The organism is Streptomyces daghestanicus (genome assembly GCF_020521275.1).
Lineage (GTDB): Bacteria > Actinomycetota > Actinomycetes > Streptomycetales > Streptomycetaceae > Streptomyces > Streptomyces griseoviridis.
This window is the reverse complement of sequence record NZ_BNDX01000007.1, coordinates 85345-111435: the sequence shown is the minus strand read 5'-3', so window position 1 is coordinate 111435 and position 26091 is coordinate 85345. Positions and strand designations below refer to the sequence as shown.

At 74.9% G+C, this 26091-nt stretch carries 16 protein-coding genes; 8 read left to right on the top strand and 8 right to left on the bottom strand.

Features of this window, described 5'->3' with window-relative positions:
- The first annotated feature begins 45 nt into the window (after positions 1–45).
- Positions 46–1560 carry an aromatic amino acid ammonia-lyase gene (locus Sdagh_RS07800; RefSeq protein ID WP_190076828.1) on the top strand — a complete coding sequence of 505 codons (1515 nt, stop codon included), beginning with the start codon at positions 46–48 and terminating at the stop codon, positions 1558–1560.
- Here the strand turns inward: Sdagh_RS07800 and Sdagh_RS07795 are convergent.
- The 3 genes from Sdagh_RS07795 to Sdagh_RS07785 form a co-directional block, all read right to left on the bottom strand.
- Entirely contained in the window at positions 1541–2800 is a 1260-nt protein-coding gene (locus Sdagh_RS07795) for a sensor histidine kinase (protein ID WP_226534832.1), read from the bottom strand. The genes Sdagh_RS07800 and Sdagh_RS07795 overlap by 20 nt on opposite strands.
- Positions 2797–3477 (bottom strand): response regulator transcription factor, encoded by a 681-nt coding sequence (locus Sdagh_RS07790; RefSeq protein WP_226534830.1) that lies wholly within the window; start codon positions 3475–3477, stop codon positions 2797–2799. The genes Sdagh_RS07795 and Sdagh_RS07790 overlap by 4 nt, the downstream gene beginning before the upstream one ends.
- A gap of 307 nt (positions 3478–3784) precedes the next feature.
- Positions 3785–5881 (bottom strand): alpha-galactosidase, encoded by a 2097-nt coding sequence (locus tag Sdagh_RS07785; protein ID WP_190076829.1) that lies wholly within the window; start codon positions 5879–5881, stop codon positions 3785–3787.
- Between the two features lie 163 nt (positions 5882–6044).
- On the opposite strand from Sdagh_RS07785, the gene Sdagh_RS07780 reads away from it, so the two are divergent.
- From Sdagh_RS07780 to Sdagh_RS07770, 3 genes are all read left to right on the top strand, one after another.
- Entirely contained in the window at positions 6045–6818 is a 774-nt protein-coding gene (locus Sdagh_RS07780) for a restriction endonuclease (RefSeq protein WP_189419420.1), read from the top strand.
- A gap of 181 nt (positions 6819–6999) precedes the next feature.
- A complete protein-coding gene (locus Sdagh_RS07775) occupies positions 7000–7563 on the top strand; it encodes a hypothetical protein (RefSeq protein ID WP_189419422.1) in 564 nt (187 codons plus the stop codon).
- A complete protein-coding gene (locus tag Sdagh_RS07770) occupies positions 7560–8771 on the top strand; it encodes an FAD-dependent monooxygenase (protein ID WP_189419423.1) in 1212 nt (403 codons plus the stop codon). Before Sdagh_RS07775 ends, Sdagh_RS07770 begins: the two co-directional genes overlap by 4 nt.
- Before the next feature lie 174 nt (positions 8772–8945).
- Here Sdagh_RS07770 and Sdagh_RS07765 read toward each other — a convergent pair whose 3' ends face one another.
- Entirely contained in the window at positions 8946–9260 is a 315-nt protein-coding gene (locus tag Sdagh_RS07765) for a hypothetical protein (RefSeq protein WP_189419424.1), read from the bottom strand.
- 437 nt (positions 9261–9697) lie between these two features.
- Between Sdagh_RS07765 and Sdagh_RS07760 the strand changes: the two genes are divergently transcribed.
- Positions 9698–10675 carry a histidine phosphatase family protein gene (locus tag Sdagh_RS07760; protein ID WP_372478426.1) on the top strand — a complete coding sequence of 326 codons (978 nt, stop codon included), beginning with the start codon at positions 9698–9700 and terminating at the stop codon, positions 10673–10675.
- A gap of 25 nt (positions 10676–10700) precedes the next feature.
- On the opposite strand, the gene Sdagh_RS07755 is transcribed toward Sdagh_RS07760, so the two are convergent.
- The 4 genes from Sdagh_RS07755 to Sdagh_RS07740 all read right to left on the bottom strand — a co-directional run bounded on the left by Sdagh_RS07755 (position 10701) and on the right by Sdagh_RS07740 (position 24256).
- The gene (locus Sdagh_RS07755; protein WP_189419425.1) at positions 10701–11573 is read right to left on the bottom strand and encodes an SGNH/GDSL hydrolase family protein; all 873 of its coding nucleotides are present in this window, start codon (positions 11571–11573) and stop codon (positions 10701–10703) included.
- 529 nt (positions 11574–12102) lie between these two features.
- Positions 12103–13044 carry a ricin-type beta-trefoil lectin domain protein gene (locus tag Sdagh_RS07750; RefSeq protein WP_189419426.1) on the bottom strand — a complete coding sequence of 314 codons (942 nt, stop codon included), beginning with the start codon at positions 13042–13044 and terminating at the stop codon, positions 12103–12105.
- A gap of 29 nt (positions 13045–13073) precedes the next feature.
- Positions 13074–15680, bottom strand: a complete 2607-nt coding sequence (locus Sdagh_RS07745) for a right-handed parallel beta-helix repeat-containing protein (protein ID WP_190076830.1) — start codon at positions 15678–15680, stop codon at positions 13074–13076.
- Entirely contained in the window at positions 15677–24256 is an 8580-nt protein-coding gene (locus tag Sdagh_RS07740; protein WP_226534828.1) for a hypothetical protein, read from the bottom strand. The genes Sdagh_RS07745 and Sdagh_RS07740 overlap by 4 nt, the downstream gene beginning before the upstream one ends.
- Positions 24257–24441: 185 nt before the next feature.
- Between Sdagh_RS07740 and Sdagh_RS07735 the strand changes: the two genes are divergently transcribed.
- The 3 genes from Sdagh_RS07735 to Sdagh_RS07725 are packed head-to-tail and all read left to right on the top strand — an operon-like array spanning position 24442 to position 26090.
- A complete protein-coding gene (locus Sdagh_RS07735; RefSeq protein WP_189419429.1) occupies positions 24442–25374 on the top strand; it encodes a serine/arginine repetitive matrix protein 2 in 933 nt (310 codons plus the stop codon).
- Between the two features lie 32 nt (positions 25375–25406).
- Positions 25407–25718 (top strand): hypothetical protein, encoded by a 312-nt coding sequence (locus Sdagh_RS07730; RefSeq protein WP_189419431.1) that lies wholly within the window; start codon positions 25407–25409, stop codon positions 25716–25718.
- Between the two features lie 48 nt (positions 25719–25766).
- Entirely contained in the window at positions 25767–26090 is a 324-nt protein-coding gene (locus tag Sdagh_RS07725) for a WXG100 family type VII secretion target (RefSeq protein WP_189419432.1), read from the top strand.
- Position 26091 lies beyond the last annotated feature (1 nt).

Here is a 26091-nt window from a genome sequence, read left to right as displayed (position 1 = left end):
CGGAACTCAGAGGGCTCTGAGATTCCCCGCCTACGTTCTACGACCGTGCCCACCCTCACCGACTCCGTCGCCCTCACCGGCCCCCTGGATACCGCCGCCCTGCGCCGCGCGGCGACGCCGCTCACCGTCACCGTGGACGCCGCCGTCCGGGCCCGCGTCGAGCGCGGCCGGCGTCTCTTCCGCACCCTGCGCGAGGACGGCCCGGTCTACGGCGCCACCACCGGCTTCGGCGCCCTCCTCGGCTACGCGGGCCGCGCCGACGACGCCGACCAGTGCGACAACACCCTCGCCCACCTCGGCGCCGGACAGGGCCCGGACCTGCCCGAGGAGATCACCCGCGCCGCGCTGCTGCTGCGCACCTGGTCCCTGGCGCAGGGGCACTCCGGGGTCTCGGCCGAGGTCGTCGACCGGCTCGCCGCGATGTTCGCCACCACCTTCGCCCCCGCCGTCCCCCGCTACGGTTCCGTCGGCGCCAGCGGCGACCTCATCCCGCTCGCCTACGCCACCCAGGCGCTGCGCGGCCGGGGCCACGCCTACCTGGACGGCCGCCGCCTGCCCGCCGCCGACGCGCTCACCGCCGCCGGGCTGACCCCGCTCACCCTGGACGGCCGCGACGCGCTCGCCCTCGTCAACGGCACCTCCGTCACCACCGCCGCGCTCGCCCTGGCCCGCGACACCGTCCGCGCCGCCCACCGCGCCCTCACCACGCTCACCTGCCTGCTCACCGACCTCCTCGGCTGCGACCCCGGCTTCCTCGACGCGGAGCTGCTGCGCGCCTACGGCCACCCCGGCGCCGCCGCCGTCGGCACCCGCATGCGGCACACCCTCACCGGCGTCACCCCCTCGGGCACCCGGCCCCTCCAGGAGCCGTACAGCATCCGCTGCGCCCCGCAGCTGCTCGGCGCCGCCGAGGACGCCCTGGCGTACGTCGACGGGGTGGTCGCCGCCGACCTCGGCGGCATCAGCGACAACCCGCTGTTCTTCGCGGGGGACGCCGGGGGCGCCGGAGACACGGTGACGGGCAAGGCGGTGCACGGCGGGAACTTCTTCGGGCAGCCCGCCGCCTTCGCCGCCGACCTGCTCGCCTCCGTCACCGCCCAGCTCGGCAACCTCGCCGAACGCCAGCTGGACCTGCTGGTGGACCCGGCCCGCAACGGCGGCCTGCCGCCCATGCTCACCACCACCCCCGGCGTCCAGCACGGCCTCCAGGGCGTCCAGCTCGCCACCACCGCCTTCGTCGCGGAGATCCGCCGCAACACCACCCCGGCCTCCGCCCAGAGCCTGCCGACCAACCTCCACAACCAGGACGTCGTCCCCTTCGGCACCCAGGCCGCGCTGCGCTCCTACGACATGGCCGGCCTGCTCGGCCTGCTCGCCGGGTCGCTCGCCCTCGGCCTGCGCCAGGCCGCCCACGCCGGCGCCCGCCGGCCCACCGCGCCCCGCTGCGCCGCCCTGCTGGACGCGCTCGCGGCACGCATCCCCCCGGTGGAACCGGACCGTCCGCTGGACGCCGACGTACGCGCCGCCGCCCGGCTGCTGCTCACCTACGAGCTGCCGTGACGGGCACGGACCCGGCCGGGGCGGGCGGCGGGGGAGCGCACTCCGGCAACCGGATGGTGAACCGGGCGCCGTGCCCCGGCCGGCCCGCCGCGGTGACCGTGCCGCCGTGGCCCGTGACGACCTCCCGCAGCAGCGCGAGACCCAGCCCGTACCGCCCGCCCTCCCCGGCCCGGTGGAACCGCTCGAACAGCCGCTCCGCCTCGGCCGGTTCGAAACCCGGCCCGGTGTCCGCCACCGTCAGCTCGACCGCCGCGCCCGAGCGGGTCAGCGCCACCTCGATCCGCCCGCCCGGAGGGGTGTGGCTGATCGCGTTGGACAGCAGCTCGCCCACCGCCCGGCGCAGCGCCGACTCGATCCCGCCGACGTACAGCGTGCGGCGCGCCCCGCCCACCGTCACGGTCAGGCCACGGTCCCCGATCCGCTCCGCCTCCTCGGCGACCACCGACCGGGCCAGCGCCGTCAGATCGACCGGCGTCCGCTCGGCCGGCCGCGCCGGGTCCGCGGTCAGGCTCGCGGAGAGCAGCAGGTCGTCCAGGACCGCGCCGAGCCGCCCCACCGAACCGACCAGCCGGACCAGCCCGTCGCGGTGCTCCGCGGGCAGCCCGGCGGCCCGCGCCTGCCGGGACAGCACCTGCGCGCGGGTGTACACCTGGGTGACCGGGGTGCGCAGCTCGTGACTGGCGTCCGTGACGAACCGGCGCTGCCGGGTGAGCGCCTCGGCCAGCGGCGCCACCGACAGCCGGCCGAGGACCGTGCCCGTGACGGCCGCCGCGACCAGACCCACCAGTTCCGCGACGCCCAGCGCGTACCAGAGGTGCCGGCGGTCGGCGAGCTGGAAGCGCATGTCGAACACCGCCTGCACCACGTCCCCGTCCGCCCGGACCTGACTGCGCACCAGGTAGACCGTGCCGGCCCGGTGCACCACGCGCTCCACCGCGTCACCGGTCCGCCGCACCCGGTCCAGGTCGGCGCGGACCGGGAAGCCGTCCGGTGCGTTGGCGAGCGGGGTGGCGCCGGCCGCGTACAGCCAGGTGCACACCGGGGGGCTCGACAGGTCGCCGCGCGAGGCGCCGTAGCGCAGCTCCCGCCACACCTGGGCGCTCTGCGCCCGCGTCATCACCGTGTCCGCGACGAGACCGACCACCACCATCAGCAGCGTGATGATCGCCCCGGTGATCACGGCGATCCGCAGCCGCGCCAGCCGCACCTCCGTCCGCTCCGCGAACTGCGAGAACCTCACAGCGCTCCCAGCCGGTAGCCGAGCCCGCGGACCGTGCGCACCACCTGCCGGCCCAGTTTGCGGCGCAGGTAGTAGACGTAGGTGTCGACGATGGACGAGGCGGGCGCCTCCTGGAACACCATCCGGCGCAGCTCCGTGCGCGAGTACACCGTGTCGGGCCGGGAGGCCAGCGCCCACAGCAGCGCGAACTCCCGGGCGGCGAGGGCGATCCGCTCCCCGTCGGGCAGCTCGACCTCGCGGGGGCCGACGTACAGCCGGCCGGCGCCGATCCGCAGGACGTCGGTGACGTCGAGGGCGCGCCGGCACAGCGCCCGCAGCCGGGCGGAGAGTTCGTCGAGGTCGAACGGTTTGACCAGGTAGTCGTCGGCGCCGGCGTCCAGGCCGTCGACCCGGTCGTTGACGGTGCCCATCGCCGTCAGCAGCAGCACCGGCGTGCGCACCGCGCGCGAGCGCAGCCGGGCCAGCAGGTCCAGGCCGTCCAGCACCGGCAGCCGCCGGTCCAGCACCAGCACGTCGTACTGCCGGGTGAGGCCGAGGTGCAGGCCGCGCTGGCCGTCGGTGGCGGCGTCCACCCGGTACCCGTCGTCGCGCAGCACCTCGGAGAGCATGCCGATCAGCTCGCGGTCGTCCTCGACCAGCAGCAGCCGGCCGGGGTCCCGTCCTTGCCCGTGTGCCACCGTGCGGCTCCTCTCGCCCCCGCCTCGAACGTCAACGCCCCCACGCGCCACGGGAGTTCCGGGACGCGCCACGATGCGGCCGAACGGAGATTCGATCGGCACGATCAAGCTAGCGCGTAGCCGCGCGCGGAGGGAGAGGCCGGGAACTCCTGTCCGTAATCCGCGCCCCGGGCGGCACGCCGCCCCTGCGCCGCCCGCGCGCCCGCCGGTCCCGCGCCGCGCCGGCCCGACCGGTGGTGGCCGGAAACCACCGCGACGGGCCGGGGCCCGCCCGTGCGACGCGGCTCCGACGGCCGCGCTGCCCTCCTCACCCCGCGCGGCGGAAGCGGAACACGGCGGCGTCGAGGTCGCCGCGCAGCCCGGTGCGCAGACCGTGGTGGAGCAGGACCGGCGCCCGGTGGGCACGGCCGGTGTCCTGGCAGACGTACACCCCGCCCGGGTCCAGGCCGCGCAGCCGCACCGGCGCCGGTTCCGCGCCGAAGGACTGGGCCCGCAGCCACGCCAGCACCACGACCTCGTCGCCCAGGCTGTACTGGACCGCGCTCGGCCCGTCGCCGTCCGGCGGCAGCAGCCGGTGCAGCCGGCCGCGCTGCACCACCGGCCGTACCTCCTTGTACCGGCCGATCCACCCGGCCGCCTCCGCGAGTTCGGCCTCGCTCCACCGGGTGAGGTCCCCGCCGATCCCGAGGACCCCGGCCATCGCGCTGACGAACCGGAACCGCAGGGAGCTGACCCGGCCGTTCATCTGCTCGTTGGGGCTGTCCGTCACCCAGGCCGCCATCACCCGCGCCGGATGCACCTGGCCGAAACCGTGCTGGATGGCCAGCCGGTCCGCCGGATCGGTGTTGTCCGAGGTCCACACCTGGTCGGTACGGGAGAGGATGCCCAGGTCGATCCGGCCGCCGCCGCCCGAGCAGGACTCGAAGGCGACCCCGGGATGAGCGGCCCGCAGCCGGTCCAGGATGCCGTACAGCGCCTCCACGTGCTCGGTCCACAGCCGCTCCGGGAACGCCTCGCCCGGCCAGCCGGGGTCGGTGAAGGACCGGTTGAAGTCCCACTTCACGTAGTCGATCGGCGCCGACTCCAGCAGCCGGCGCACCTGCTCCTCGACGAAGGCGGCGACCTCGGGGCGGGCGAGGTTGAGCACCAACTGGTTGCGGAACAGGGTTGGTTCCCGGCCGGGCACGTGCTGCACCCACTCCGGGTGTGCCCGGTACAGATCGCTGTCCGGGTTGACTATCTCGGGCTCCACCCAGATGCCGAACCGCATGCCCAGCGCGCGCACCGCACGGGCCAGCGGTGCCAGGCCGCGCGGGAAGCGGTCCGGGTTCGGGGTCCAGTCGCCGAGCCCGGCCCGGTCGCTGGTGCGCCGCCCGAACCAGCCGTCGTCCACGACGAACAGCTCGACGCCGAGGGCGGCGGCCCGGCGGGCCAGTGCGAGCTGCCGCTCCTCGTCCACCTCGAACCAGGTCGCCTCCCACGAGTTGTACAGCACCGGCCGGTCCTCGGCCGCCGACGGGACGACGTGCGCCAGCTGCCAGGCGTGCCAGGCGGCGCTGGCCCCGCCGAACCCCCCGTCGGACCGCAACCCGGCCAGCACGGGGGTGGTACGGGACTCACCGGGGCCGAGCAGCAGCAGCCCGGTGTCGTCGTGCCCCCAGCCGCCGGTCACCTGGACCGCGCCGTCGGGCAGCCGCCGGGTGGCCAGCCGCCAGCTCCCGGACCAGGCCAGGGCGCAGCCGTACACCTCGCCGTGCTCCTCGGTGGCGGTGCCGTCGGCGTCCAGGGCGACCCACGGCAGATGCGTGTGCCCGGTGTGGCCGCGGCGGCTGCCGATGGTGTGGGCGCCGTAGGACAGCGGCACCCGCACCAGACGGCTCTCCGCGCCCCAGCGGCCGTGCAGATGGGACAGCCGCCAGGACGCGCGGACCGGCAGCGTCCAGGTCGCGGAGTCGGCGCGCGGCACCTCCAGGGGTGTGTCCGGTGAGGTGTTGGCGACGGTGACCCAGCGCTCCACGACGTCGTGGCCCTCGCGCACCCGGTAGTGCAGGGTGAGGTCCAGGCAGGTCAGCGGATCGGCGAAACCGAGGCGCAGTTCGCCGCCGGTCACCTCGACGCGGACGTACGACCACCGGGTGCCGCGGACGCCGGGCGAGCGGACGATCAGCGCCGGCTCGGCGAACCGCGCGCCGCCCTCCACCGGGTACTCCTCGTGACCGTCCAGCCGGGACTCGAACGACCACTGGGGCAAGGGGAGTCCGGCCAGCTCCGCCAGGTCCGCGAGGGTGATCCGCGGCCCCCAGTGCAGGTGCAGCAGATGGTCCTCGTCGTCCAGCCGCAGCGCGTAGGAACTGGTCGGGCCGGACAGCAGCCAGCTGCGGCCGTCGGCTCCGGTCTCGATCATCGGGGCTCCCCTTCGGTGGGTGGCGGGGGCGCGCGGCCCGGTGCGGTCCGGCGCGCCTCAAGTGTCCGTGACGATCACGGCGGCCGGGCGGCACCTTAAGGGCGGCGATCTTGGGCAGGCGGAGTGAAGTGATCTTCGTCGTCGCCCTGTGGAAGGGAGCGCAATGACCGTACCCACGCGCCCTGTTCGTCGCGCGGACCGCGAGCGCCGCTTCGACCTGCGCGCGACCGCCCTGTTCTTCCTCTTCCTCGCGGTGCTCCTCTGCGCCCTGGCCTTCCTGGTCCGCACCCTCACCCGGACCGCCGGACAGCGGCCCGTGTGGGCCCTCTCGCTCCTTCTGGTGACGGCCGCGACCGTCTGGCTCTGCCGCTCCCGGCGCCGCCGCCGCGCCGCCGCCGGGTACGCGCGCCGCGCCACCCTGGCCCTGGAGGAGGCGGCCGAACGGGCCTCCGACAGCCTCGGCGAACTCGGCACGCCCGAACGGACGGTGGAGTACGCGGCAGTGCCCGCGCCCGCCGTCGACACCGTGCGGCTGGGGGAAGCACCCGAGGAGTACGTCGAACTGGACCCCGACGACTTCGAACACGCCGTGGCCGGCCTCTGCGCCCGCGACGAGTGCCGGTCGGTGGAAGTGGTCGGCGGCGCCGGTGACCTGGGCGCCGACGTCATAGCGGTCACCTCCGACGGGCGGCGGGTCGTCGTCCAGTGCAAGCGCTACGGCGACGGCCACCGGGTCGGCTCCCAGGACCTCCAGCGCTTCGGCGGGACCTGCTTCACCGTCCACGAGGCCGACGTCGCGGTCCTGGTCACCACCAGCGACTTCACCGCGCCCGCCCTGGAGTACGCCCGGCAGTGCGGCATAGTCTGCGTCGACGGCGAGGCCCTGACCGCCTGGCACGACCGCACCGGGCCCGCGCCCTGGGCGCTCACCGGATGACCCCACCCCCCTCCGCCCCTGTCCGGGTTTCCGGTCCCGACCGCCCGATGGGATGAACAGCCCGCACACGCGTTACCGGCGGCCCGGCCCGGCCGGTTGAACAGACGCGCGCGACGCGTCGGGACGACGGCCAGGGACGAAGCACCGCGGTGTCGGCCGCGGGCGGAACGGTACGGTGACAGTGACCACGACAGAGCGGACGGCCGGGTTCGCCCCCCGGGACCGCGCGGACGCCATCGACGGGTTCGCCTGCCCCGCCACCCGGCTGCTGCTCGCCGGCGACGGCCTCACCACCACTTCCCTGGAAGCCTGGGCGAGAGCCCCGCTGCGCATCGGGACCCTGGAGTGCCGGGTGCGCGGCGGCCGGGACGCACCGGTCGCCCCGGCCGCGGCGGTGCTCGGCGACCGGGACCGCTTCCTGGTCCGCGGCAGCACCCTGGCCGACCCGGCCGGAACGGTGTGGTCGGCCAACGACGTCGTCGCCCGCCTGGACCTGGACGAGCGGATCAACGCCTGCCTGCGGGGCACCGCCGCCCTGGGACCCGCGCTGCACCGGGCGGGTGTCCGCGGCCGGCGCTCCCTGCTCGCCGTCGGCCGGACACCGTGGCCGCTCGCCCCGGCACCGGTCGCCGCGGCCTACCGCGTCTGCCTGCTGCGGCACGGCACGGAACCCCTCGCCGTGGTCCGGGAGATCTTCAACCCCGCCCTGATCGACCCGCGCCCGCTGACCGGGGGAGCCCGGTGAGCCGCCGGCTGACCGCGCAGGTCGGCATCGTCGGCGCGGGCCCGGCGGGGCTGGTCGCGGCCTGTGTGCTCGGCCGGGCCGGGATCGACGTCCTGCTGCTGGAGAAGGAATCCCGGGCGGAGATCGAGGGACGGGCCAGGGCCGGCCTGGTGGAACACCGCGTCGTGGAGTACCTGACGGACCGCGGCCTGGCCGACGGCATGCTGGCGGACGGGGTCCGCCACGGCTGGTGCGACATGGTCTGCGAGGGCCGGCGCCGGCGGATCGACTACGCCGCCCTGTCCGGCGGCTTCGCCCACCGGGTGTACCCCCAGCAGGCGCTGGTGCGCGATCTCGTCGCCCGCGCGGAGGCGGCCGGCTCCCCGCCCCGCTTCGGTCACGCGGTGCGCGCCGTCACCGACGTCCGGGACCGGCCGCGCCTGGTCGCAGACGGCCTGGAGGCCGTCTGCGACTACGTGCTCTGCTGCGACGGCCCCGCCTCCCTCGCCGAGGACCTGGCCCCCGGCACGGCACGGGGCTTCCGCTACCCCTACGACTGGCTCACCGCCCTGGTCCGCGTCGACCGCCCCGTCGAGGGCGTGGTGTACGCGGTCCACGCGGACGGCTTCGCCGGGCTGATGCCGCGCACCGGCCACCGTGCCCGCCTCTACCTCCAGGTGCCGTGCGAGGACCGGGCCGAGTACTGGGACGCCGAGCGCGTCCGGGCGGCGTTCCGGACCCGGACCGGCGCCGTGGCCGACGGACTGCCCGCCGTCGGCGAGATCCTCCAGTCCGGGGTGCTGCGCATGCGCGGCATGGTCCGCGACCGGCCGCGGGTGGGCCGGGTCCTGCTCGCCGGGGACGCCGCCCACGTACTGACCCCCAGCGGGGCGAAGGGGCTGAACCTCGCCGTGGCCGACGCCGCCGACGCGGCCCACGCCCTCGTCTCCCTCCTCCGCGACGGCAGTCCCACCGCCCTGGCCGGATATGTCCGGCGGCGGGTCACCGAGGCGTGGCAGGTGCAGGAGTTCTCCGACCGGCTGCTCACCCTGCTGCACCTGCCCGAGGGCGCCGGAGCCGACCCCCGTTTCCTGCTGCGGCTGCGGCGCGAGCGCATGCGCCACCTCGGCCGGCCGGGGCCGCGCGCGGCGGCCTTCGCGCACTGGTACGCCGGGTCCGGCCGGGACGCCGATCCGCGCGGCCCGCTCACGCCGGGTCCGGGCGACTGACCGGACGGGCCGAGTTTTCGGCCAGAAGGGACAGAACGGAACGCTCGCCATCCCCTGTATGCCACACTGACCCGAGGCCCGCCGCGCATCCCCCGTCGCGGCGGGCCGTCTTCCTGCCCGGCCGGCGGTCAACCGCTCCGTCGTGGGCCCGCGTCCCCGGGCGGCCGGCCCGCCTCACGCCGCCTTGTCCCAGCCGGCGGGGAGGTCCTCCTCGTCCGGCGGGCGCCGCGCGGCCTTCTCACGGGCGCGCAGGACGGCCCAGGCGAGGGCGGAGGCGCCGGTGAGGTACCAGGGCAGCGGCCACACGGCGGGCCACCACGGTGTTCCGGGGGCGAGGACGAGATCGGCGGCTGCGGAGGCCATGGCGGCGGCGAGGCTCCAGCACAGGGCGCGACCGGCCCATCGGACGGCGAGGGCGAGCCGGCGCGGGGCGCGGGAACGGCGGCGGGTGGAACCGGAACAGGGCGCGCGTCCGCCCACTGCGTTCATCGGGAACGTCCTTCACAGCCAGGGAGGTTGCCGCGGGCTGGGGGACCACGCATGCGGAACGGGGAAAGTGTGCCTGCCCGGGCGCCGTATCCACAGACGCCCCACATGGCCACCAAGTCCTCTGAGACAACTTCTCCGGCCGGTCCCCGCCCGCCGTGACCGGCGCTGACGGCTGGGGAGCGCCGTCCGGGCGGGGAGCGGGCGGGCTCAAAAGTGGCCGGAAAGAGACGGTCGCTGACCTGGCATTCCGTGAAAAGGGCCAGGTCAGAAGGTTTCGGTCAGGGTATCTGCCGGACCGGGCGGCGGAATCGTCCGTTCCCCCTGCTCGGCGCGGTGGTTCGGGTGCCTACGCCCCGGTTTGGCGGAGGGAAGCGGCGGGGCTGATTCCGGCCCGCATGAAACGCTTACGGGTGCCTTGAGACGCAGTCGTGAGCGTCATGCCATGGGGGCCGTGTCGCGAAGCCCGGTGCGCGCCCGGTCTGGCAGGATGCGCCACCGCCACCGCCACCGCCACCGCCACCGCCACCGCCACCGCCACCGCCACCGCCACCGCCGCCGTGACCGCCGCCGTCACCGTGACCGCCGCCGCCACCGCCGCAGTCACCGCAGTCACCGCCACCAGCCGACAGGAGGCCCGTCGTATGGTCCAGCGAGACCCCGTCCCGCCGTCCGGCCCCCGTGCCGTCCTCGTCCCGCCCTGCCCCCTGGGCGCGTTGTGGGCGGTGCGGCATGGGGAGAGCACGGCGAACGCCGCCTTCGCCGAGGCCGAGCGCTCCGGCCGGGCAGCCCGGCCGGTGCCCGGACGCGACCGTGACGTCCCGCTGACCGCCACCGGCGCCGCCCAGGCCCGGGCGCTGGGCCGCTGGCTGGCCGACCGGGAGCCGGCCACCGGGCCGGACCTGGTGGTGTGCTCGCCCTACCGTCGCGCCCGGCAGACCTGGGACGGCATGGCCGACACCGCCGCCGGGGCCCGCGGGGCGTCGCTGCCGGTGCTGGTCGACGAACGGCTGCGGGACCGCGAGACGGGCGTCCACGAACTCTGGCCCCCCGCCCTGCTGCGGGAGCGGGCCCCCGAGGAGGCGGCGCGCCGGGAGCGGGTGGGGGAGTGGTGGTACCGGCCGCCCGGCGGCGAGGCCCTGACCGATGTGGCGGTGCGGGTGGGCCAGTTCGTCACCGACCTCGGGGCCGCGGCCCCCGGCCGCCGGGTCCTGCTGGTGGCGCACGACGCGGTGGTCGTCGCCCTGCGCCAGGTGCTGGCCGGGATCGGGGCGGAGGCGCCGGACCGGGTGCCGCCCGTGCCGAACGCCTCCGTCTCGCACTGGCGCGACGACGGGCACGGCCGGCTCCGGCTCGCCGTGTGGGGCGGCACGGACCACCTCGGCCCCGCCCGTCCCCCCGCGCCGGACGGAGGCTGACGCCCCCGCCGCCCGGCGTCGGGCGTCAGCCGAGGCCCAGGGCGTCCATGGCGTGCTCGGCCATCCGCCGCTCCCCGAGGGCGTTGGGGTGGACGGGCACGAGGCTGTCGCCGAAGAGCAGCGGCTCGATCCACCGGGTGCCGCGCGCCGCGCACGCGTCGTGCCCCTCGGAGACCCGCGCGAAGTCCACGAAGACGGCACCCGTCTCCTCGGCGGCGCGCCGCACGGCCGCGTTGAGCCGCGCCTGGATGCCGCGGAGGTAGGGCACGTCCCCCTGGGCGACGGGCAACTTGACGAAACAGGACGGGTCGGCGGCGGCCGGCATGATCCAGGGATAGCCGAGCGCCGCCACCGTCGCGCCGGGAGCCTCGGCCCGGACGGCGTTCAGGGCCGCCTTCAGCGCCGGGTAGGTGTTCGCCTCGATCTCGTCCTCGAACCGGCTGCCGTACCGGTCCTTGCAGGGGCTGCCCTTCCCGCCGCTGAGCAGGCCCGCGGTACCGCAGGAGGTGACCGCGTTGATGAAGGTGCCGTTGTCGTTGCCGCCGATCGTCAGCGTCACCAGATCGGTGCCGGCGCCGAGGGCGTCCACCTGAGGGGCGACACCCGGGTACTGGGCCTGCGTGAAGTGCGAGGTCTGCGCGGCTCCGCAGGTCACGTCCGTGAGCCGGGCGCCCGTCGCCGAGGCGATGACATGGGGGTAGTTGGCGGTGGAGCGCAGACAGAGCAGATTGCTCGGGTCCACGGGCAGGACCCCCGATCCGGCACTGTAACTGTCGCCCAGGGCCACGTAGTCGAGCGGTTCGGCGGCGTGCGCGGCGGCACCGGTGAAGCTCAGCGCCAGGGCACCGGCCACGGCTGCTGTCGAGGCCATGACACGTCTCAGGGCGTGCTTCGGCATGGGCTGATCCCTCTTCTCGGGTGGACGGCGGCTTTTCCGGACGGACGGCGGCTTCTCGATCGGGCGACGGTCTCCGGCAATCGGGCGGCGCGCTTCCCGGGGCGGGTCGCGGCTGGCCGCGGCGCACCGAACAGCGCGTTTACCTACAGGTAACACCGATAAGTAATGTGCGGCCGGTGAGACGCCGAGTCAACAGGGGTGACCGGACCAGTCGTCGCCGTGGTCTCCTCAACTCGCCGTTCACACGGCCGACCGCATGGCGCCACAGCGTCATGCCCATGAAGGAACTCCACGGAAGATCCGTGTCGTTGAGCCGCCGCGGCTGCTGGCCGTGCCATGGCGACCGCCCTCACCGCGTCCGCGGCCCGGTCGCCGACGCCGCTCCCGCCCACCCGCCGGCCCCGGCCGCGTCACCCTGACGGTCACGGCAGGCGGCCGGACCGCCTCCACGGCCGTCGGGCTGACCTCGTGACAGCGCCGCCCCGGGCACCGCGGTGACGCGCCGGGCACCGCGGTGACCCCGGGCCGCTCAGGGCGCCGTCCACTTCTGCGCGGAGTTCCCCGAACACCAGGCGATCTGCAACGGCGTCCCGTCCGCGGTGGCCGCGTTCGCCACGTCCAGGCACTTGTCGGCGGCGACGTTGACGATGTCGTTGCCGCCGGAGTAGCGCCACTGCGTCACATCGGTGGAGTCGCAGGACGCCATCACCACCGGCGTGCCGTCCTGGGTGGAGCGGCCGGCCAGGGACAGGCAGCGCCCGCCCTTGCGCAGCGTCCCGTCCGAGGCGAACTGCCAGTCCTGGTCACCGCCCCCGTCACAGCCGTACAACTGCAGCGAGCTGCCCACCAGTTGGATGCACCGGCCGATGAACGGGTCGTACAGGCCGGAGATCCGGCCGACCGGCCGGGAGAAGTCCTGGGTCCGCTTGGCGGTGCTCGTGGTGTCCGTGCTCTTCTCCGAGTCCCCGGAGCCGGACTCGGCGGAGTCCGCGGACTTCTTCCCGTCGTCGTCCGTGTCCGGGCGCGCGGTCACGGTGACCGGCGCGGCCGGCCGCACCACGGCCGCTCCCTCCTCGCCCTTCTCTCCGCCCGTGTCCGCGGCCTTCTCCTTCTCCTTCTCCTTCTCCTCCTTCTCGTCCTTCTCCTTCGAGGGCGTGGGGGAGGGGGTGGGGGACGGGGCCGAGGAGGAACCGGCCGGGACGGCGGTGTCGCCGGCGGGGAGCGAGTCGCCCGCCGAGGCGGTCGTCACCTCCTCGTCCCGGTCCAGGACACCGCTCGCCGTGAGCGCCGCGGAGAGGGTGACCGTCGCCGACACCGCCGCCGTCCAGCCCAGCGTCACCCAGACCCGGCGACCGGGCAGCAGCCCGTGCGGGGCCCGTGCGGGCCGGCGGCGGAAGGTGTCGGCGAAGGACTGCGCGGCGGGACCGGCCGGCGCGGTGGCTTCCTTCGGCCGCTGGTGCGGTGCGGACATGGTGTCGGTGCTCCCGTGAAGAGGATCGGTCACAGCAGGTCCTGCTCGTCCAGCTGCATCAGCTGGGCGGAGTCGGGATCGGTCAGCTCGGCCACCCGCATCGCCTGACGCTCCGTCATCGCCTGGAAGAGCTGGCGGGCGGTACGGCCGTTGCCGAACTGCGCGCCGCGCGGCAGGGTCTCGACGTACGAGGCCAGGGCGCGGCGGGCGGCGTCGGTCAGCTCGTAGCGGTGGCGCTGCGCGTGGTGCTCCACGATGCTGACCAGTTCCGCCGAACTGTAGTCGGCGAACAGCAGGGTGCGGCTGAAACGGGAGGACAGGCCCGGGTTGGACGCCACGAAGCGTTCCATGTCGCCGGGGTACCCGGCCGCGATGACCACGACCTCGTCGCGGTGGTCCTCCATCAGCTTCACCAGCGTGGCGACGGCCTCGGTCCCGAAGTCGTTGGCGGCCCCGGCCGGCACCAGGGCATAGGCCTCGTCGATGAACAGCACCCCGCCCCGGGCCCGGTGGAACGCCTCCGTGGTCTTCGGCCCGGTGTGGCCGACGTACTCGCCGACCAGCGCGCTGCGGTCCACCTCGACCAGATGGCCCCGGGCCAGCAGCCCCAGCGCCTTGAGCAGCCGGCCGTACAGCCGGGCCACGGTGGTCTTGCCGGTGCCCGGATTGCCCGCGAAGACCAGATGCCTGCTGAGCGGGGGCGCGGGCAGCCCCGCCTGCTCCCGCAGCCGGACCGTCTGCATCAGCTTGACCATGCCGCTGACGTCGCGCTTCACCCCGTCCAGGCCCACCAGCTCGTCCAGTTCGGCGAGCAGGTCCTCCAGCGTCTCCGGCTCCGGCTCGGGTTCGCCCTGCTGCCACAGGTCGGCCGCCCCGTCCCCGGGGCCCTCCGCCGAGGGGGCGCCCCCGCGTGCGCCGCCGGTCCCCGGCCCGGGCGCGGCCGGCGGGCCCGCGCGATCGGACAGCGCCGGCAGCACCGCCGTACGCACCCGTACGGCGGCGCAGTCCTCGAAGACCGGCTCGGCGCCGTCCGCGAGACCCACGTCCTGGCCGCAGTCGAAGACCCGGCACCCCCGGAAGCGGACCTCGGCGCCCTTGCCGACGTGCACGGCGGGGAACGCCGAACCGGACAGGTCGCAGTGGTCGAAGGAGCCGGTCACCGCCTCCCCGACCAGGATGCCGTTCTTGCCGCAGTCCGCCACCCGCAGCGCGCGGACCTCGGCCGCGGCACCCCGCTCCAGCACGATCCCGCTCCCGGCCGCGCCCGACACCGTGCCGCCCGTCAGGGTCAGCCGGCCCCCGGCGTCCACGGCCACCCCCGCGCCGCCCGCCCCGGTCACCCGTACGTCGGTGAGCACGGCGGCGCTGTCCGGCCCCAGCTCCACCCCGCTGCGCCGCTGGCCGGCCAGGGTGCAGCCGCGCAGTTCGGACGGCTCCTCGGTGACGGACCGGACGCGTACCCCGGTCTCCGCGCCGCGCAGCCGCAACCCGGTGACGACCAGCCGGGCCGCCTCCTCGGCGTGCAGCCCGCACAGTCCCGGCTCCGTCACGGCCGTGTCCGCCACCTCCGCCGTCGCGGACCCGGCGACGGCCACCCCGTGCTCGCGCGCGCCGTACAGCCGGCCGCCCTCGACCGTGCCGTACGCATGGCCGCCCAGCCAGATGCCGCAGGCCCCCGCGTCCGCCACCAGCGACCCGGCGACCAGCACCCGGGCCGACCCGGCGGCCCGCACGCCGTGCCCGCCGGGACGCTCCACCCGGCAGTCCCGGACCACCGCCCGCGCCCGGTCCTCCGCCTCCACCCCGGGCCCGCCCGCCGCGGTGATCCGGCAGTCGGTGAGGGTGCCCCGGGCACCGTGCCCGAGCCGCATCCCCGACCGGGCCGCGTCCTCGATCCGGCAGTCGGTCAGCGCGGCCTCCGCCTCGTCCTCCACCAGCACCCCGTGCCGCCCCGCGCCGCGCACCACGCACTCCCGGGCCAGCAGCCGCGACGCCCCCTTGGCCCGCACCCCGGACCCCGAGGTCCCCGACACCCGCAGCCGCTCGGCGAGCAGCGCCGCCTGCCCGGAGAGCACCACGCCGATGCCGTCGACCTCGTCGACGACCGTGTCCACGGCCCGTGTCCGGGCGTCCCCGACCAGGTGCAGCGCGGTGCCCCGGGCGCCGCTGAGCCGGGTGCCGTCCAGCACCAGCACCCCGCCGCCGTCCACCGGGTCGGCCAGCTCCGCCGCGAGCGTGCCGTCCACCGTCAGCGCGGTGTTGGCGACGGCCGAGGTGCCCGCCGCCGAGCCCAGCACCTCCACCCGGCCGCCGGTCAGCGCGCAGCGCTCGACGAGCAGCCCCGCCGCGTCCTCCACCCGCACCAGCGTCCCCGCCGCGTCGTCCCCGGCCAGCGTCAGGTCGCGCAGCACACAGCCGGGCGCGGTCACCGTCACCACCGGCCCGGCGGACGGCCGCAGCCGCACCGTCCCGGCGCCCGCCTCCGGCTCGATGACGACCCGCCGGGTCAGCGCCAGCGACTCGGTGTACGTGCCCGGCGCCACGGTGACCGTCGCCCCGGCGGGCGCCGCGGCGAGCGCCGCCGCGATGGTGCGGTGGGCGCCCCGCCCCTTGGCGGCGACTCTGAGGTCGGTCACTGCGTACCCCCGGTGGGCTCACCGCTCTGCCCGGACCCCTGGTAATAGCCGGGGTTGATCGACATGGTCAGAGCCTTGGACAGGAACAGGTTGGCGAAGAGCTTGTCGACGAGCTTGCCCAGCCCGGCGACGACGAAGATGTCGAAGAAGCCCTGGCGGTGGTACCAGCGCCCGGCCAGGTTCTGGGTGAGCGCGGTGCGGGCCATGCCGAGACTGACCGCGCCGGCCACCCCGCCCGCGATACCGATGGCACCCGCCAGCAGCGCGTCCGTGCCGTGCAGGTGGACGACGTTGCCCTCCGAGTCCTTCACCCCGAAGATCGCGGCGGTCGCCGCGCCGCCGATGAAACCGGACACCGACCCGCTGACCAGGCCCGCCGTGAAGTCGTAGGTGCCCGAACGCCAGCGGGTCACCTTCTCGTTGCCGCCGAACTCGCCCGACCAGGTGTCGTCGTTGGGCCGCCGGTGGTACGGGTGGCCCTGGTCGACGTGGCTCAGTCCCGTCTTCCACGGGCCGCCCCGGTAGGCGGCGAAGTGCCCAGCGGAGAAACCGCCCTTGACACCGGCGCTCACGGTCGCGCCGAACGCCGCCTTGCCCACGTCGGTCCAGCCGAAGGAGGTGCCGGTGGCGGCGGCCACGATGCCGTACACGGCCAGGTTCATACCGAAGTCGAGCAGCCACTCCTGGAGCACGTCGACGGCGACGGCCCGCGCGGCCCGGTTGACGAACGGCGTGTAGGTGGAGACGCCGGCCGCGGTGTGGCCCCACTCCCACCGGTTCGGCTCGCGCCACATGCGGCTGAAGCCCCGGTACTCGGCGAACGCCCCGGTGAAGTTGGTCTCGCGTCCGATCAGCGACGTACGGCCGAAGGTGTCGGTGTGCCACACGTACCCGGCGATGCTGCGCTCGTCGATGAGCGTGGTGCCGTCGCCGGCGAAGCGGCGCCACTGCTTGTGCCAGTCCTCGCTCTCCAGGAAGGTGCCGTCCGGCAGGCGGACCTTCCGGCCGAGTTCGACGCCGTTCTCGTACTCCTTCCAGGTGTGCGCGTGGAACGCGTCGCCGGGGGACTGCGTGTACTCGCGGACGCGGTGCGGGGAGTCCGCGAAGTGCGGGGTGCCGGCCGGGCGGGCCGGGATCTCCTGCACGAGCCGGTTGCCGAGACTGGTGACCCGGTCCTCGAACCGCGCCCCGGACCGCCAGTCGGGCAGCGCGTTGCCCTGCCCGTCGAACCACTGGCGGACCCGGTCGCCGGGGCCCGTGCCGAACTCCTTGACGGCTCCGTCGGCGCCCGTCTTGTTCCAGTGCCAGGCGCGGTTGCCGTCCGGTCCCCGCCAGGCGTCCACGGTGGTGCCGTCCGCGAGCAGCCGGTGGTCGCGGACGAGGGCGCCGGTGGCGTCGAAGTCCTGGAACGACTCCCGGTCCCAGCCCCACGGCGTGACCTCGCCGCGGTGCTCGTTGAGCTTGCGGACGCCGCTGTTGCCCAGGTTGTCGGTCCAGCGGACGTTCCCGTCCAGCATCCGCAGCGACGTGACCTCCACCGGGTTCCCGCCGGCCGGGTCGGGCCAGGTGTCCTTGCGGGCGACGACCATCCCCTGGTGGTCGTAGCGGGTCCAGTCGCCCGCGCCGAGGTGGCCGGTGCGGCCCGGTGCGCCGGGCGCCGGACGGAAGTCGACGACCGAGCCGTCGGCGAACCCGACCCGGACGACCCGCCACTGCTTGCCCGCGTTCGGGCTGTACCAGTCGCCGTCGGCGAGGTCGTCGGTGACCCGTTCCTGCCAGCGGACCGCCGGCAGGTCGTTGCCGAACCCGCCGGGCAGCGGGGCGAAGTCGCCCTGACGGTACGTCCGGTGGCCTTGCGGCTTGCCCTCGCCCTGCGACCACGGCAGATAACCGTCCTGCCGGTGCGCCCCGGCCGGCAGGGGTACGTCGCCGACGGTGACGGTGTCGCCGCCGAGCAGCTTCCGGGTCTCCCGTACGACGTCCCCGGCGCGGGTCACGTCGGTGACGGTGTTGAGGGTGGCGAACCGGATGCCGTGCGTGGTGGTGGCCCCGTCCGCCGACGTCTGCGTCCAGCTGTGGGTGTGCAGCCGGCTGTCCCGGGCCAGCCAGGGCACCCGGTCGAGGTGCGCGGCCCGGTACTCGCCGCTCGCCAGCCAGCGGAAGGCGACCGGCGGGCGCTGCTCGGCGAACCGGTGGGTGACGAGGAAGCCGCCGTCCTTGAGGGTCTGGCCGCGGCCGTTCTCCTTGCCGTGCGGCGACCACGACGTGTAGTCCCGCTTCGGGACGCCGTCCGCGCCGATCTCCGTCTGGTGGTAGCGGCGCACATCGTGCACGGACCAGGTGAAGCGGCCGAACTTCTCGTGCATCACGACCCGCTCCCCGGTGACCGGGTGGACCATGGTGTCGGTGTAGCCGCGGCCCGGGCCCCACTGCCGGGTGCCCTGCGCGACCTGCTTGAAGTCGGCGTCGAACCGTGTCCACGAGGTCGGCCCGGCGAAGCTCTGGGTGAGCGGCCGGTTGTCCAGCCGGGCCAGGACGTGGCCGCCGTCCGGGTTCTCCTGGAAATGCCGCACCCGCGTGCTGAGGCTGCCCGAGCCGGTGACGTCGAACCAGCTCCGGCCGCTCTCGCCCCAGTGCCGGGTGCCCGAGCGCAGCACCCCGCCGGCCGCGTCGAACTCGGTCCACACCCCGCGCTGGTTGAACGCGCCGAACGTGCCGACCCCGGCCCGGGAGTGATAGGCGTCCACCGTGTGCCCGCCGGGCAGCGGCCGGCGTTCCATGACCTCGACGCCGGAGTGGCTGACCAGCCGCACCCGGCCGTTGCCGACGCCCTTGGGGTCCACGGTCCCGCCGTCGTACCACTTGCGCGCCCCCGCGCCCGGCACGGGCGTGCCGTCGGCGCCCAGCCGGACCCGTGTCCAGCTGGGCTTGACGGTCCCGTCGTCGAGGTGGCTGACGAGCAGGTACTCGTTCGGCTTGACGGTGCCGCGGTCGATGACGTTGATCCGCTGCTCGGTGAGCCGGCCCCGCCCGTCGTAGATCTTGTACTCGCCCGAGTGCGGCCCGGTGCCCCGTACGTCGACGCGGTAATGGCCCTCGGCGGTGCGGCCGAACCGCACGTCCGGGGAGCCCGGCACGGGGCGCAGGTCGCCGTCGAGCAGGGCGTGCGTGTCGGTCCGTACGAAGCGGGTGCCGACCCCGTCGGAGAGCTGCACGGCGTCGAACGCGTGGCCCCCCCGCGGATCGGCGGCGCGGAACAGGTGCTGCCCCTCGCCGGGCGGGGTGAGGGTGTAGCGGTGGGCGCCGTCCGGGCCGAACATCCGGATCTCGCCGCCGGCCCCGGTGACATGGTGGCCGCCGCCCGGCACCCCGGTCACCGTGGACCCGTCGACCCGGGTCAGCCGGGCGTCCATCAGCTCCAGGTTGCCGCCGCGCTGCACATGGACCGCCTCGCCCGTGCCGAGGCGGGTGGCGGTCAGCTCGGTGGAGCCGTCACCGGCCCGGTGCAGCCGCACGGTCCCGGCGCCGGTGTCGGTGACCACCAAACGGCCGTCGCCGCGGGCGCTGATCGTGGTGTGCGGCACGCCCGTGCCGTCGCCCGCCCGCACCAGCGGCGCCCCGCCGCCGTCCGGCACGTGGGCGAAGTACGGCGTGTCCCGCAGGGGGATGACGGTGTGGGTGTGGGCGCCGTCGGCGTTGACGATGACGTGGGTGTCGCCGTGTTGGATGCGGTGGGCGCCGTGGGGTTGGGGGGTGATGGTGGCGTGGGGGAGGGTGGGGGTGCCGTCGGGGGTGAGGTGGAGGGTGTGGCCGGTGAGGGGGCCGCCTTGGATGGTGAGGAGGTCGTGGGTGTGGTGGCCGGCGGGGTCGTGGACGCGGGTGCGGTGGGGGTTGGGGGTGGGGATGTGGAGGGTGTTGTCGGGGTTGAGGGTGAGGGGTCCGCGGTCGGTGCCGTGGGCGTCGACGCGGGTGGGGGGCCGGTGGTCGGTGGGGCGGAGGACGTATTCGTCGGTGCCGCGCAGGGGGATGACGGTGTGGGTGTGGGCGCCGTCGGCGTTGACGATGACGTGGGTGTCGCCGTGTTGGATGCGGTGGGCGCCGTGGGGTTGGGGGGTGATGGTGGCGTGGGGGAGGGTGGGGGTGCCGTCGGGGGTGAGGTGGAGGGTGTGGCCGGTGAGGGGGCCGCCTTGGATGGTGAGGAGGTCGTGGGTGTGGTGGCCGGCGGGGTCGTGGACGCGGGTGCGGTGGGGGTTGGGGGTGGGGATGTGGAGGGTGTTGTCGGGGTTGAGGGTGAGGGGTCCGCGGTCGGTGCCGTGGGCGTCGACGCGGGTGGGGGGCCGGTGGTCGGTGGGGCGGAGGACGTATTCGTCGGTGCCGCGCAGGGGGACGACGGTGTGGGTGTGGGCGCCCGTGGGGCTCACCACCACGTGGGACGAGCCGTACTCGACGCGGAAACCGCCCCCCGTCTGCACGTGCGCCGTCGCCCCGGGTGATGCCACCGGGGTGCCGTCCGCGTCCGTGAAGCGCAGGCTGCGGCCGTCGCGGCCGGGCAGCGCGTGGAGCCGGCCGCCCGTCCCGTCCTCGATCCGCAGCGCCGACCGGGTCGGCAGCCCCGTCGCCGGGTCGTAGAGCTGGAAACCGCTGCCCGTCGGCATCCGCAGCTCCGGCCCGGTGAAACCGGGTCGTCCCGCCGGGGCCGGACCGCCGGCGGACGGCACCTGCCGCACCGCGTTGCCGTGCAGCAGGTCGACGGCGACCGTGGTGCCCCGGAACTCCCCGCCCGCCAGCGTGATCAGACGCTCGTCGGAGACCGGCCGCAGCCCGTCGCCGTCCCGCACCAGGTCGATACTGCGGACCTCCGCCGCGCCGACCCGCTGGTCGAGGTGGACCAGGTCGCCGCCGCCCGGCCCCTGACCCGCCCGTACGGTGACCGTCGGCAGACCCCCGGAGCCCGCGGAGCCGTGCGGCACCGCGACGGCCTCGGTGACGCTGCCCGGCGTCTCGCCGAACCGCACCTGGACCCGGGCGGCACCGCCCAGCCCCGGCACGTCCAGGACACGTGGCGGCGGGGGAGCGGGGGCGGCGGCGGGCGCGGCCGGCGCGGCCCCGGAACCGCTCGGCATCGCCGCCATCTCCAGGTCCGTGTCCCGGCCGCCCGGCGGGATCACCTGCATGTCCCCGAGCCGCTGGTAGTCGGGCGCCCGGAGGGCGAAGCTCCAGCGGTGCGTCGAGCCGTCGGGCATGGCGCGCTCGACCTGGAGGACGTCCTGCCCGTTCAGCTCGACGTGCCGGGCGGACACCCCGTCGACGCCGTGCGGGTTGGCCGCCACCGTGACGTGCGCGCGCTCGGCTCCGCCGCCCGGCCGTACGTCGATCCGCACGCCGCGCAGCAGGTCGTCGATCTCGGAGAAGGTGTGCTGGAGGTTGAGCTGCACCCCGTTCATCATGCGCACCTCGACGGTCCGCAGGGCGAGCGCCGACAGGTCGATCCGGCCCAGCCCGGGCAGGTCCGCGACGAGCGAGCCGTGACCCGGTCCGCCGAGCGCCTTCGAGGGGGCGGGGACGGGCGGCGGGGCGGCGTGGGAGACGGGCACGACAGGCACCGGGACCTGCCCGGTACCGGCGCCGGCGAGCGGCACGGGCGTGCGGCCGCCCGCGCCGGCCTCCGGGGTGACCGGGTGGCCGGGGCGCGGAGCAGCGGGGGCCACCGACGCGTCCGGGCCACCGGGCCGGCCGGCGGCGGGAACACCGACCTGGCCGGTGCCCTCTCCGGCCCGCCCGGCGGCGGGCACGTCCACCCGCGCGGCGGACCCCGCCGAGGCGTCCCCGGCCCGTCCGGCCGCCGGTACGTCGACCCGTGCGACGGACGGTCCCGTCAGATCCCCGGTACGGCCCACCGAGGCCACGTCCACCCGCCCGACCGCCGGTACCGGCACGTCCCCGGCCCGTCCGGCCGCCGGTACGTCCACCCGGGGGGCGGAGGGCGCCGGCACGTCCCCCGCGCGGCCCACCGAGGGCACGTCGACGCGGGCCACGGCCGGCGCGGTGAGGTCCGTACCCCGGCCGAGCGAAGGGAGGTTCACCTGGGAGACGGACGGTACGTCGGCCCGGCCGGCGCCGTGCACCGACGGCAGGTCCGTCACGCGGGCGCCGGTACCCGGCGCGTCCAGCCGCGCTGTCGCCGTACCGCCGGCCGACGCGCCCAGCGGAGGCACCTCGACGCGTGAGGCCGGCGGTGCCGTGAGGTCGCCGGTCCGGCCGAGCGCGGGGACATCGGCCCGCGCGACGTCCGACGCCGCGATGTCTCCGGCCCGGCCCACGGAGGGCACGTCGACCCGGCTCACCGCAGACGCCGACACGTCCCCCGCGCGGCCCACGGACGGTACGTCCACCCGCCCGACCGCCGGTACCGACACGTCCCCGGCCCGCCCGATCGCCGGCACCTCCACCCGCGCCACGGACGGCCCCGACACGTCCCCGGCCCGCCCCACGGAGGGCACGTCCACCCGCCCGACCGCCGGTACCGACACGTCCCCCGCGCGGCCCACCGAGGGCACGTCGACGCGGGCCACGGTCGGCGCGGTGAGGTCCGTACCCCGGCCGAGCGAGGGGAGGTTCACCTGGGAGACGGACGGTACGTCGACCCGGCCGGCACCGTGCACCGCCGGCAGGTCCGTCACCCGCGCCCCCGCCCCCGGAGCGTCCAGCCGCGCGATCGCCGGGCCGTCCGCCAGCGCGCCCAGCGAGGGCACGTTGACATACCCCACCGACACCGCGTCCATCTGCGTCGGCGCGGGCATGTGCACCTGGCCCGGAGCCGGCGCGCTCAGGCTGCCCGGCGCCGGCACGTGCACCGCGTTCAGGCCGCCGACGGCCGACTGGTCGATCCGGGTCACCCCGTTCCCGCCGAGGTGCGGCACACCGATGTTCCGCACGCCCACCGCGCCGATGTCCCCGCCGACCGCCGGCACGTGCAGCCCGTTCAGGTGCGGTACCGACACCGACGACATCGGGCCCAGCGTCGGGATGTGCGCCATGCCCGCGCCGCCGGGACCCGCCACGGACGGCACGTCCACGATCCTCGCCCCGGCACCCGGTGCGGACAGGTCCACCGAGGAGCCCAGCCCCCGGAAACCGCTGACGCCGACCGACCCCATCGAGTCGGCCAGGGAGATCGGCGGCAGCCCCCGCAGCCCCACCCCCAGCCCGCCCCCGGCCGTCTCCGGCGAGAACCGCCCCAGGCCGGCGTGCGGCAGCGTGCCCAGGTCGGCCGTGGGCCGCGTCAGCGACAGACCGTGCGCCACGCCCCCGCTGATCCGGCTGCCCGTGGCGAGGACCTGCCCGCCGGCGAACACCCCGTAGCGGTACAGCCCGAAGACACCCCGGTCGATGAATCCGACCCGGAACGCGACGGTCAGACCGAGCCCGATCTCGTCGGCGGCCACCGGCAGGAACAGCCGCAGGCTGTTGAACCCGCGCACCCCGTTGACCAGGCCGCTGCCCAGCGACGCCCCGACCGACCGGATGCCGTTGAGCCCGCCGAGCACCGACCGCACCGCGAAGAAACTCTTCGCGCCCATCAGATTGATCACCGTCAGGTCCACGGCGGCCGGGACGAAACGGAAGGCACTCCCGGCGAACGGCACACCCCCGAAGGTGAAGCCCTTCGGCCCCGGCATGGCCCTCAGTCCCGCCGCGAACCTCAGCCCGTCGATGCCCTTCAGCCCGTTCAGCCAGGAACCGCTCGCCCGGAACACGTCGTCCAGCCCCAGCGACAGCCGAGTGAACAGACCGAACGCGTTGGGACCGCCGAGGAGCAGGTTGCGCGTCCCGTTGAAGGCCGTCGAACCGAGCCCCTTCAGCCCCTTCCACAGGTCACCGAGGCGGATGCCCTTCGTGGTCGGCGCGATCACCCCGATGATCGACAGCACCAGTTCGGTGATGCTCGCCTTGCCCTGCGAGAAGTCGATCGCCGTCTTGATGAGCAGCGCCACGTTCAGCCCGATCGCGAACAGCGCCAGCGGACCGCCGACGATCATCGCCGGGATCACCAGGATCAGCGCCAGCCAGCCCAGCGCCTTCCAGAACTCCTCGCACTCGTCGATCGGCGAGGCGATGCTGTACGCCGCCTCCCGCAGCGCCGACGCCGCCGTGCCCGCCGCCGACTGCAGCTCGTCCCCGGCGTCCTCGGCGATCGCCTTCTGCGCCTCGCGGCCCGCCTCGTCGTCCTCCGCCAAGGCCGCCGCCGCGCTCAGCGCCTCGTCGGCGACCCGCTGCTGCTCCCGCATCACCCCGACATAGGTGCGCAGCGCCGCCTGGACGTCCTTGTGCGCCTGCCGGAACGTCGACACGTAGTGCCGCAGATCCTTGTCGATCACCTTGCGCAGCGCGTCCGCCGTCTTGCCGACGAACACCCCGTCGGTGGTGTTCAGGATCGATGTCAGACCCTCGTCGATGGTGTCGGCCAGGGAGACCAGCGACTCCTGGGAGGTGATGACCGCGTCGATCCGGTCGGGATCTCCGGGCGTCGGGTCACCGCCCAGCCCGAGCGCGCTCCAGTCGGTGGGACGGGCCATCGGGGCCGCTCTCCTTCCGCGTCCGTCGCAGCCGGGCCACTGCTGCCCCAACCACGCACCGGGGTGGGGAAAAGGTTCAATCGACCGGGAGGAAAAAGGATTGAACCTTTCCGGGCCCCTGGTGCGTGGAGTGGGCGACAGGCGTGCCGGGACGGACCGGGCTCTGGATGCGACCGGGAGGCGTGGTGCCCGACTTCTCCATCGACTACGGGGCCCTGCACATCGTGCAGGGCAAAATGCGGGAACTGGCCGACGCCGCCGACTCCGGCGGTGCCACCGGCACGTTCAAGGAGGTCGGCGAGGCGAGCAGCTCCGAACGCAAGGCACTCTTCGGCAGCTCCGACCTCTCCTACGCCTTCAACCTGTTCTACTCCTACTCGACCTCCCGCACGAAGGACGCCAAGGACGGGCTCGGACAGCTCGCCGACACCTTCTCCGGCGTCGCCGACACCTTCTTCAACGCCGATGCCCAACTGGCTTCCGCCGCGGGCCTGATGAGCCAGAGCCTGGGCCTGGACGACTGGCGCAACCAGAAGGAGGCGTACGACGCCTGGCAGGAGGACAAGACCGCCTGGGACGCCTACCTGGAGAAGATCGGCGCGAGCGAGTACTTCGAGCAGCACCCCGACGCGAACATCGGGGACGTCTGCCGGGCGGACGGCGCCCCCTCCTTCTGCGAGGCGTGGCTCGCCGACGACGACGCCCCCGACGACCCCGGCGAACCGCCCGCCGAACCGGCCGACACCCCGCCCACCTCGTACACGTACGAGGACGAACAGGGCAAGGTCTCCGTCGAGGTCGAACTGGACGACGACTACAACGTGATGAAGGAGACCGCCACCATCACCACGCCGGACGGCCAGTCCTACACCTCCGTCACCACCTACGACTCCGCGCCCCGGATCATCACCCCGGACGGCGGCGAACCGTTCGACGCCCGCGACTACACGATGGTGACGACGTTCGGCGACGGGACGAAGACGACCACCGAGGTCGTCATCGAGGACGACGGTTCCGGCACCATGACCACCACCGACGCGGACGGCAAGGTCACCACCGTCACGCGCTCCGGACCCGACGAGGAATGGCCCGAACCCCCCGAAGAGTCCGACGACTAGATCCCCACCACCCCACCGGAAAGGACCCTCCCATGGCCGCCAACATCAGCATGTCCTACGCCGAGATCGAGCGCGTCTCCAACCTCCTGGACACCAGCGTCGACAGCACCCTGGTGCCCCGCATGGACGAGGCCAAGACCGAGGTCGACAACCTCCTCGACACTTCGCTGGTGCTCACCCAGTCCAGCCCCGCCCTGCAGACCCAGTACGAGAAGTTCACCACCTCCCTCAAGGACGCCACCGACTCCATCAAGGGCTACGCCGAGCAGTTCCGCAAGATCATGGAGTCGGTTAAGGAGATGGACCAGGACATCGCCGACAAGGTCAACAGCAGCGGCCAGTAACCCCCGCCGCCCCCCTCACCGGCCCGACGACCCCAGGAGACCGCCACCATGGCCACCACGCCCGATGTCCTCTTCGACTACGACGAGATCGCCCGCGTCGCCACCACCATGGGCACCAAGCTCACCGACATCTCCAACGAACTGACCAACCTGGAGACCACCGTCAGCGCCCTCCTCCAGGACGGCCTGGTCTTCGAGAAGGCCAGCCCCGCGCTGCAGAACGCCTACAACGACTTCAGCAACCAGATGAAGACCTCCGCGAAGAACATCCAGGAGTACGCCAACACCTTCAACGACATCGCCCAGTCCATCGCCGAGTCCGACCAGACCATCGCCACCGACATCCAGAGCGCGGCGAACAAGACCGACTGAG

Coding starts and splice junctions, on each gene's coding strand:
- Sdagh_RS07785 (WP_190076829.1), bottom strand. CDS start 5,881: ATGATCGAGACCGGAGCCGACGGCCGCAGCTGGCTGCTGTCCGGCCCG.
- Sdagh_RS07780 (WP_189419420.1), top strand. CDS start 6,045: ATGACCGTACCCACGCGCCCTGTTCGTCGCGCGGACCGCGAGCGCCGC.
- Sdagh_RS07765 (WP_189419424.1), bottom strand. CDS start 9,260: ATGAACGCAGTGGGCGGACGCGCGCCCTGTTCCGGTTCCACCCGCCGC.
- Sdagh_RS07760 (WP_372478426.1), top strand. CDS start 9,698: ATGCCATGGGGGCCGTGTCGCGAAGCCCGGTGCGCGCCCGGTCTGGCA.
- Sdagh_RS07755 (WP_189419425.1), bottom strand. CDS start 11,573: ATGCCGAAGCACGCCCTGAGACGTGTCATGGCCTCGACAGCAGCCGTG.
- Sdagh_RS07750 (WP_189419426.1), bottom strand. CDS start 13,044: ATGTCCGCACCGCACCAGCGGCCGAAGGAAGCCACCGCGCCGGCCGGT.
- Sdagh_RS07740 (WP_226534828.1), bottom strand. CDS start 24,256: ATGGCCCGTCCCACCGACTGGAGCGCGCTCGGGCTGGGCGGTGACCCG.
- Sdagh_RS07730 (WP_189419431.1), top strand. CDS start 25,407: ATGGCCGCCAACATCAGCATGTCCTACGCCGAGATCGAGCGCGTCTCC.
- Sdagh_RS07725 (WP_189419432.1), top strand. CDS start 25,767: ATGGCCACCACGCCCGATGTCCTCTTCGACTACGACGAGATCGCCCGC.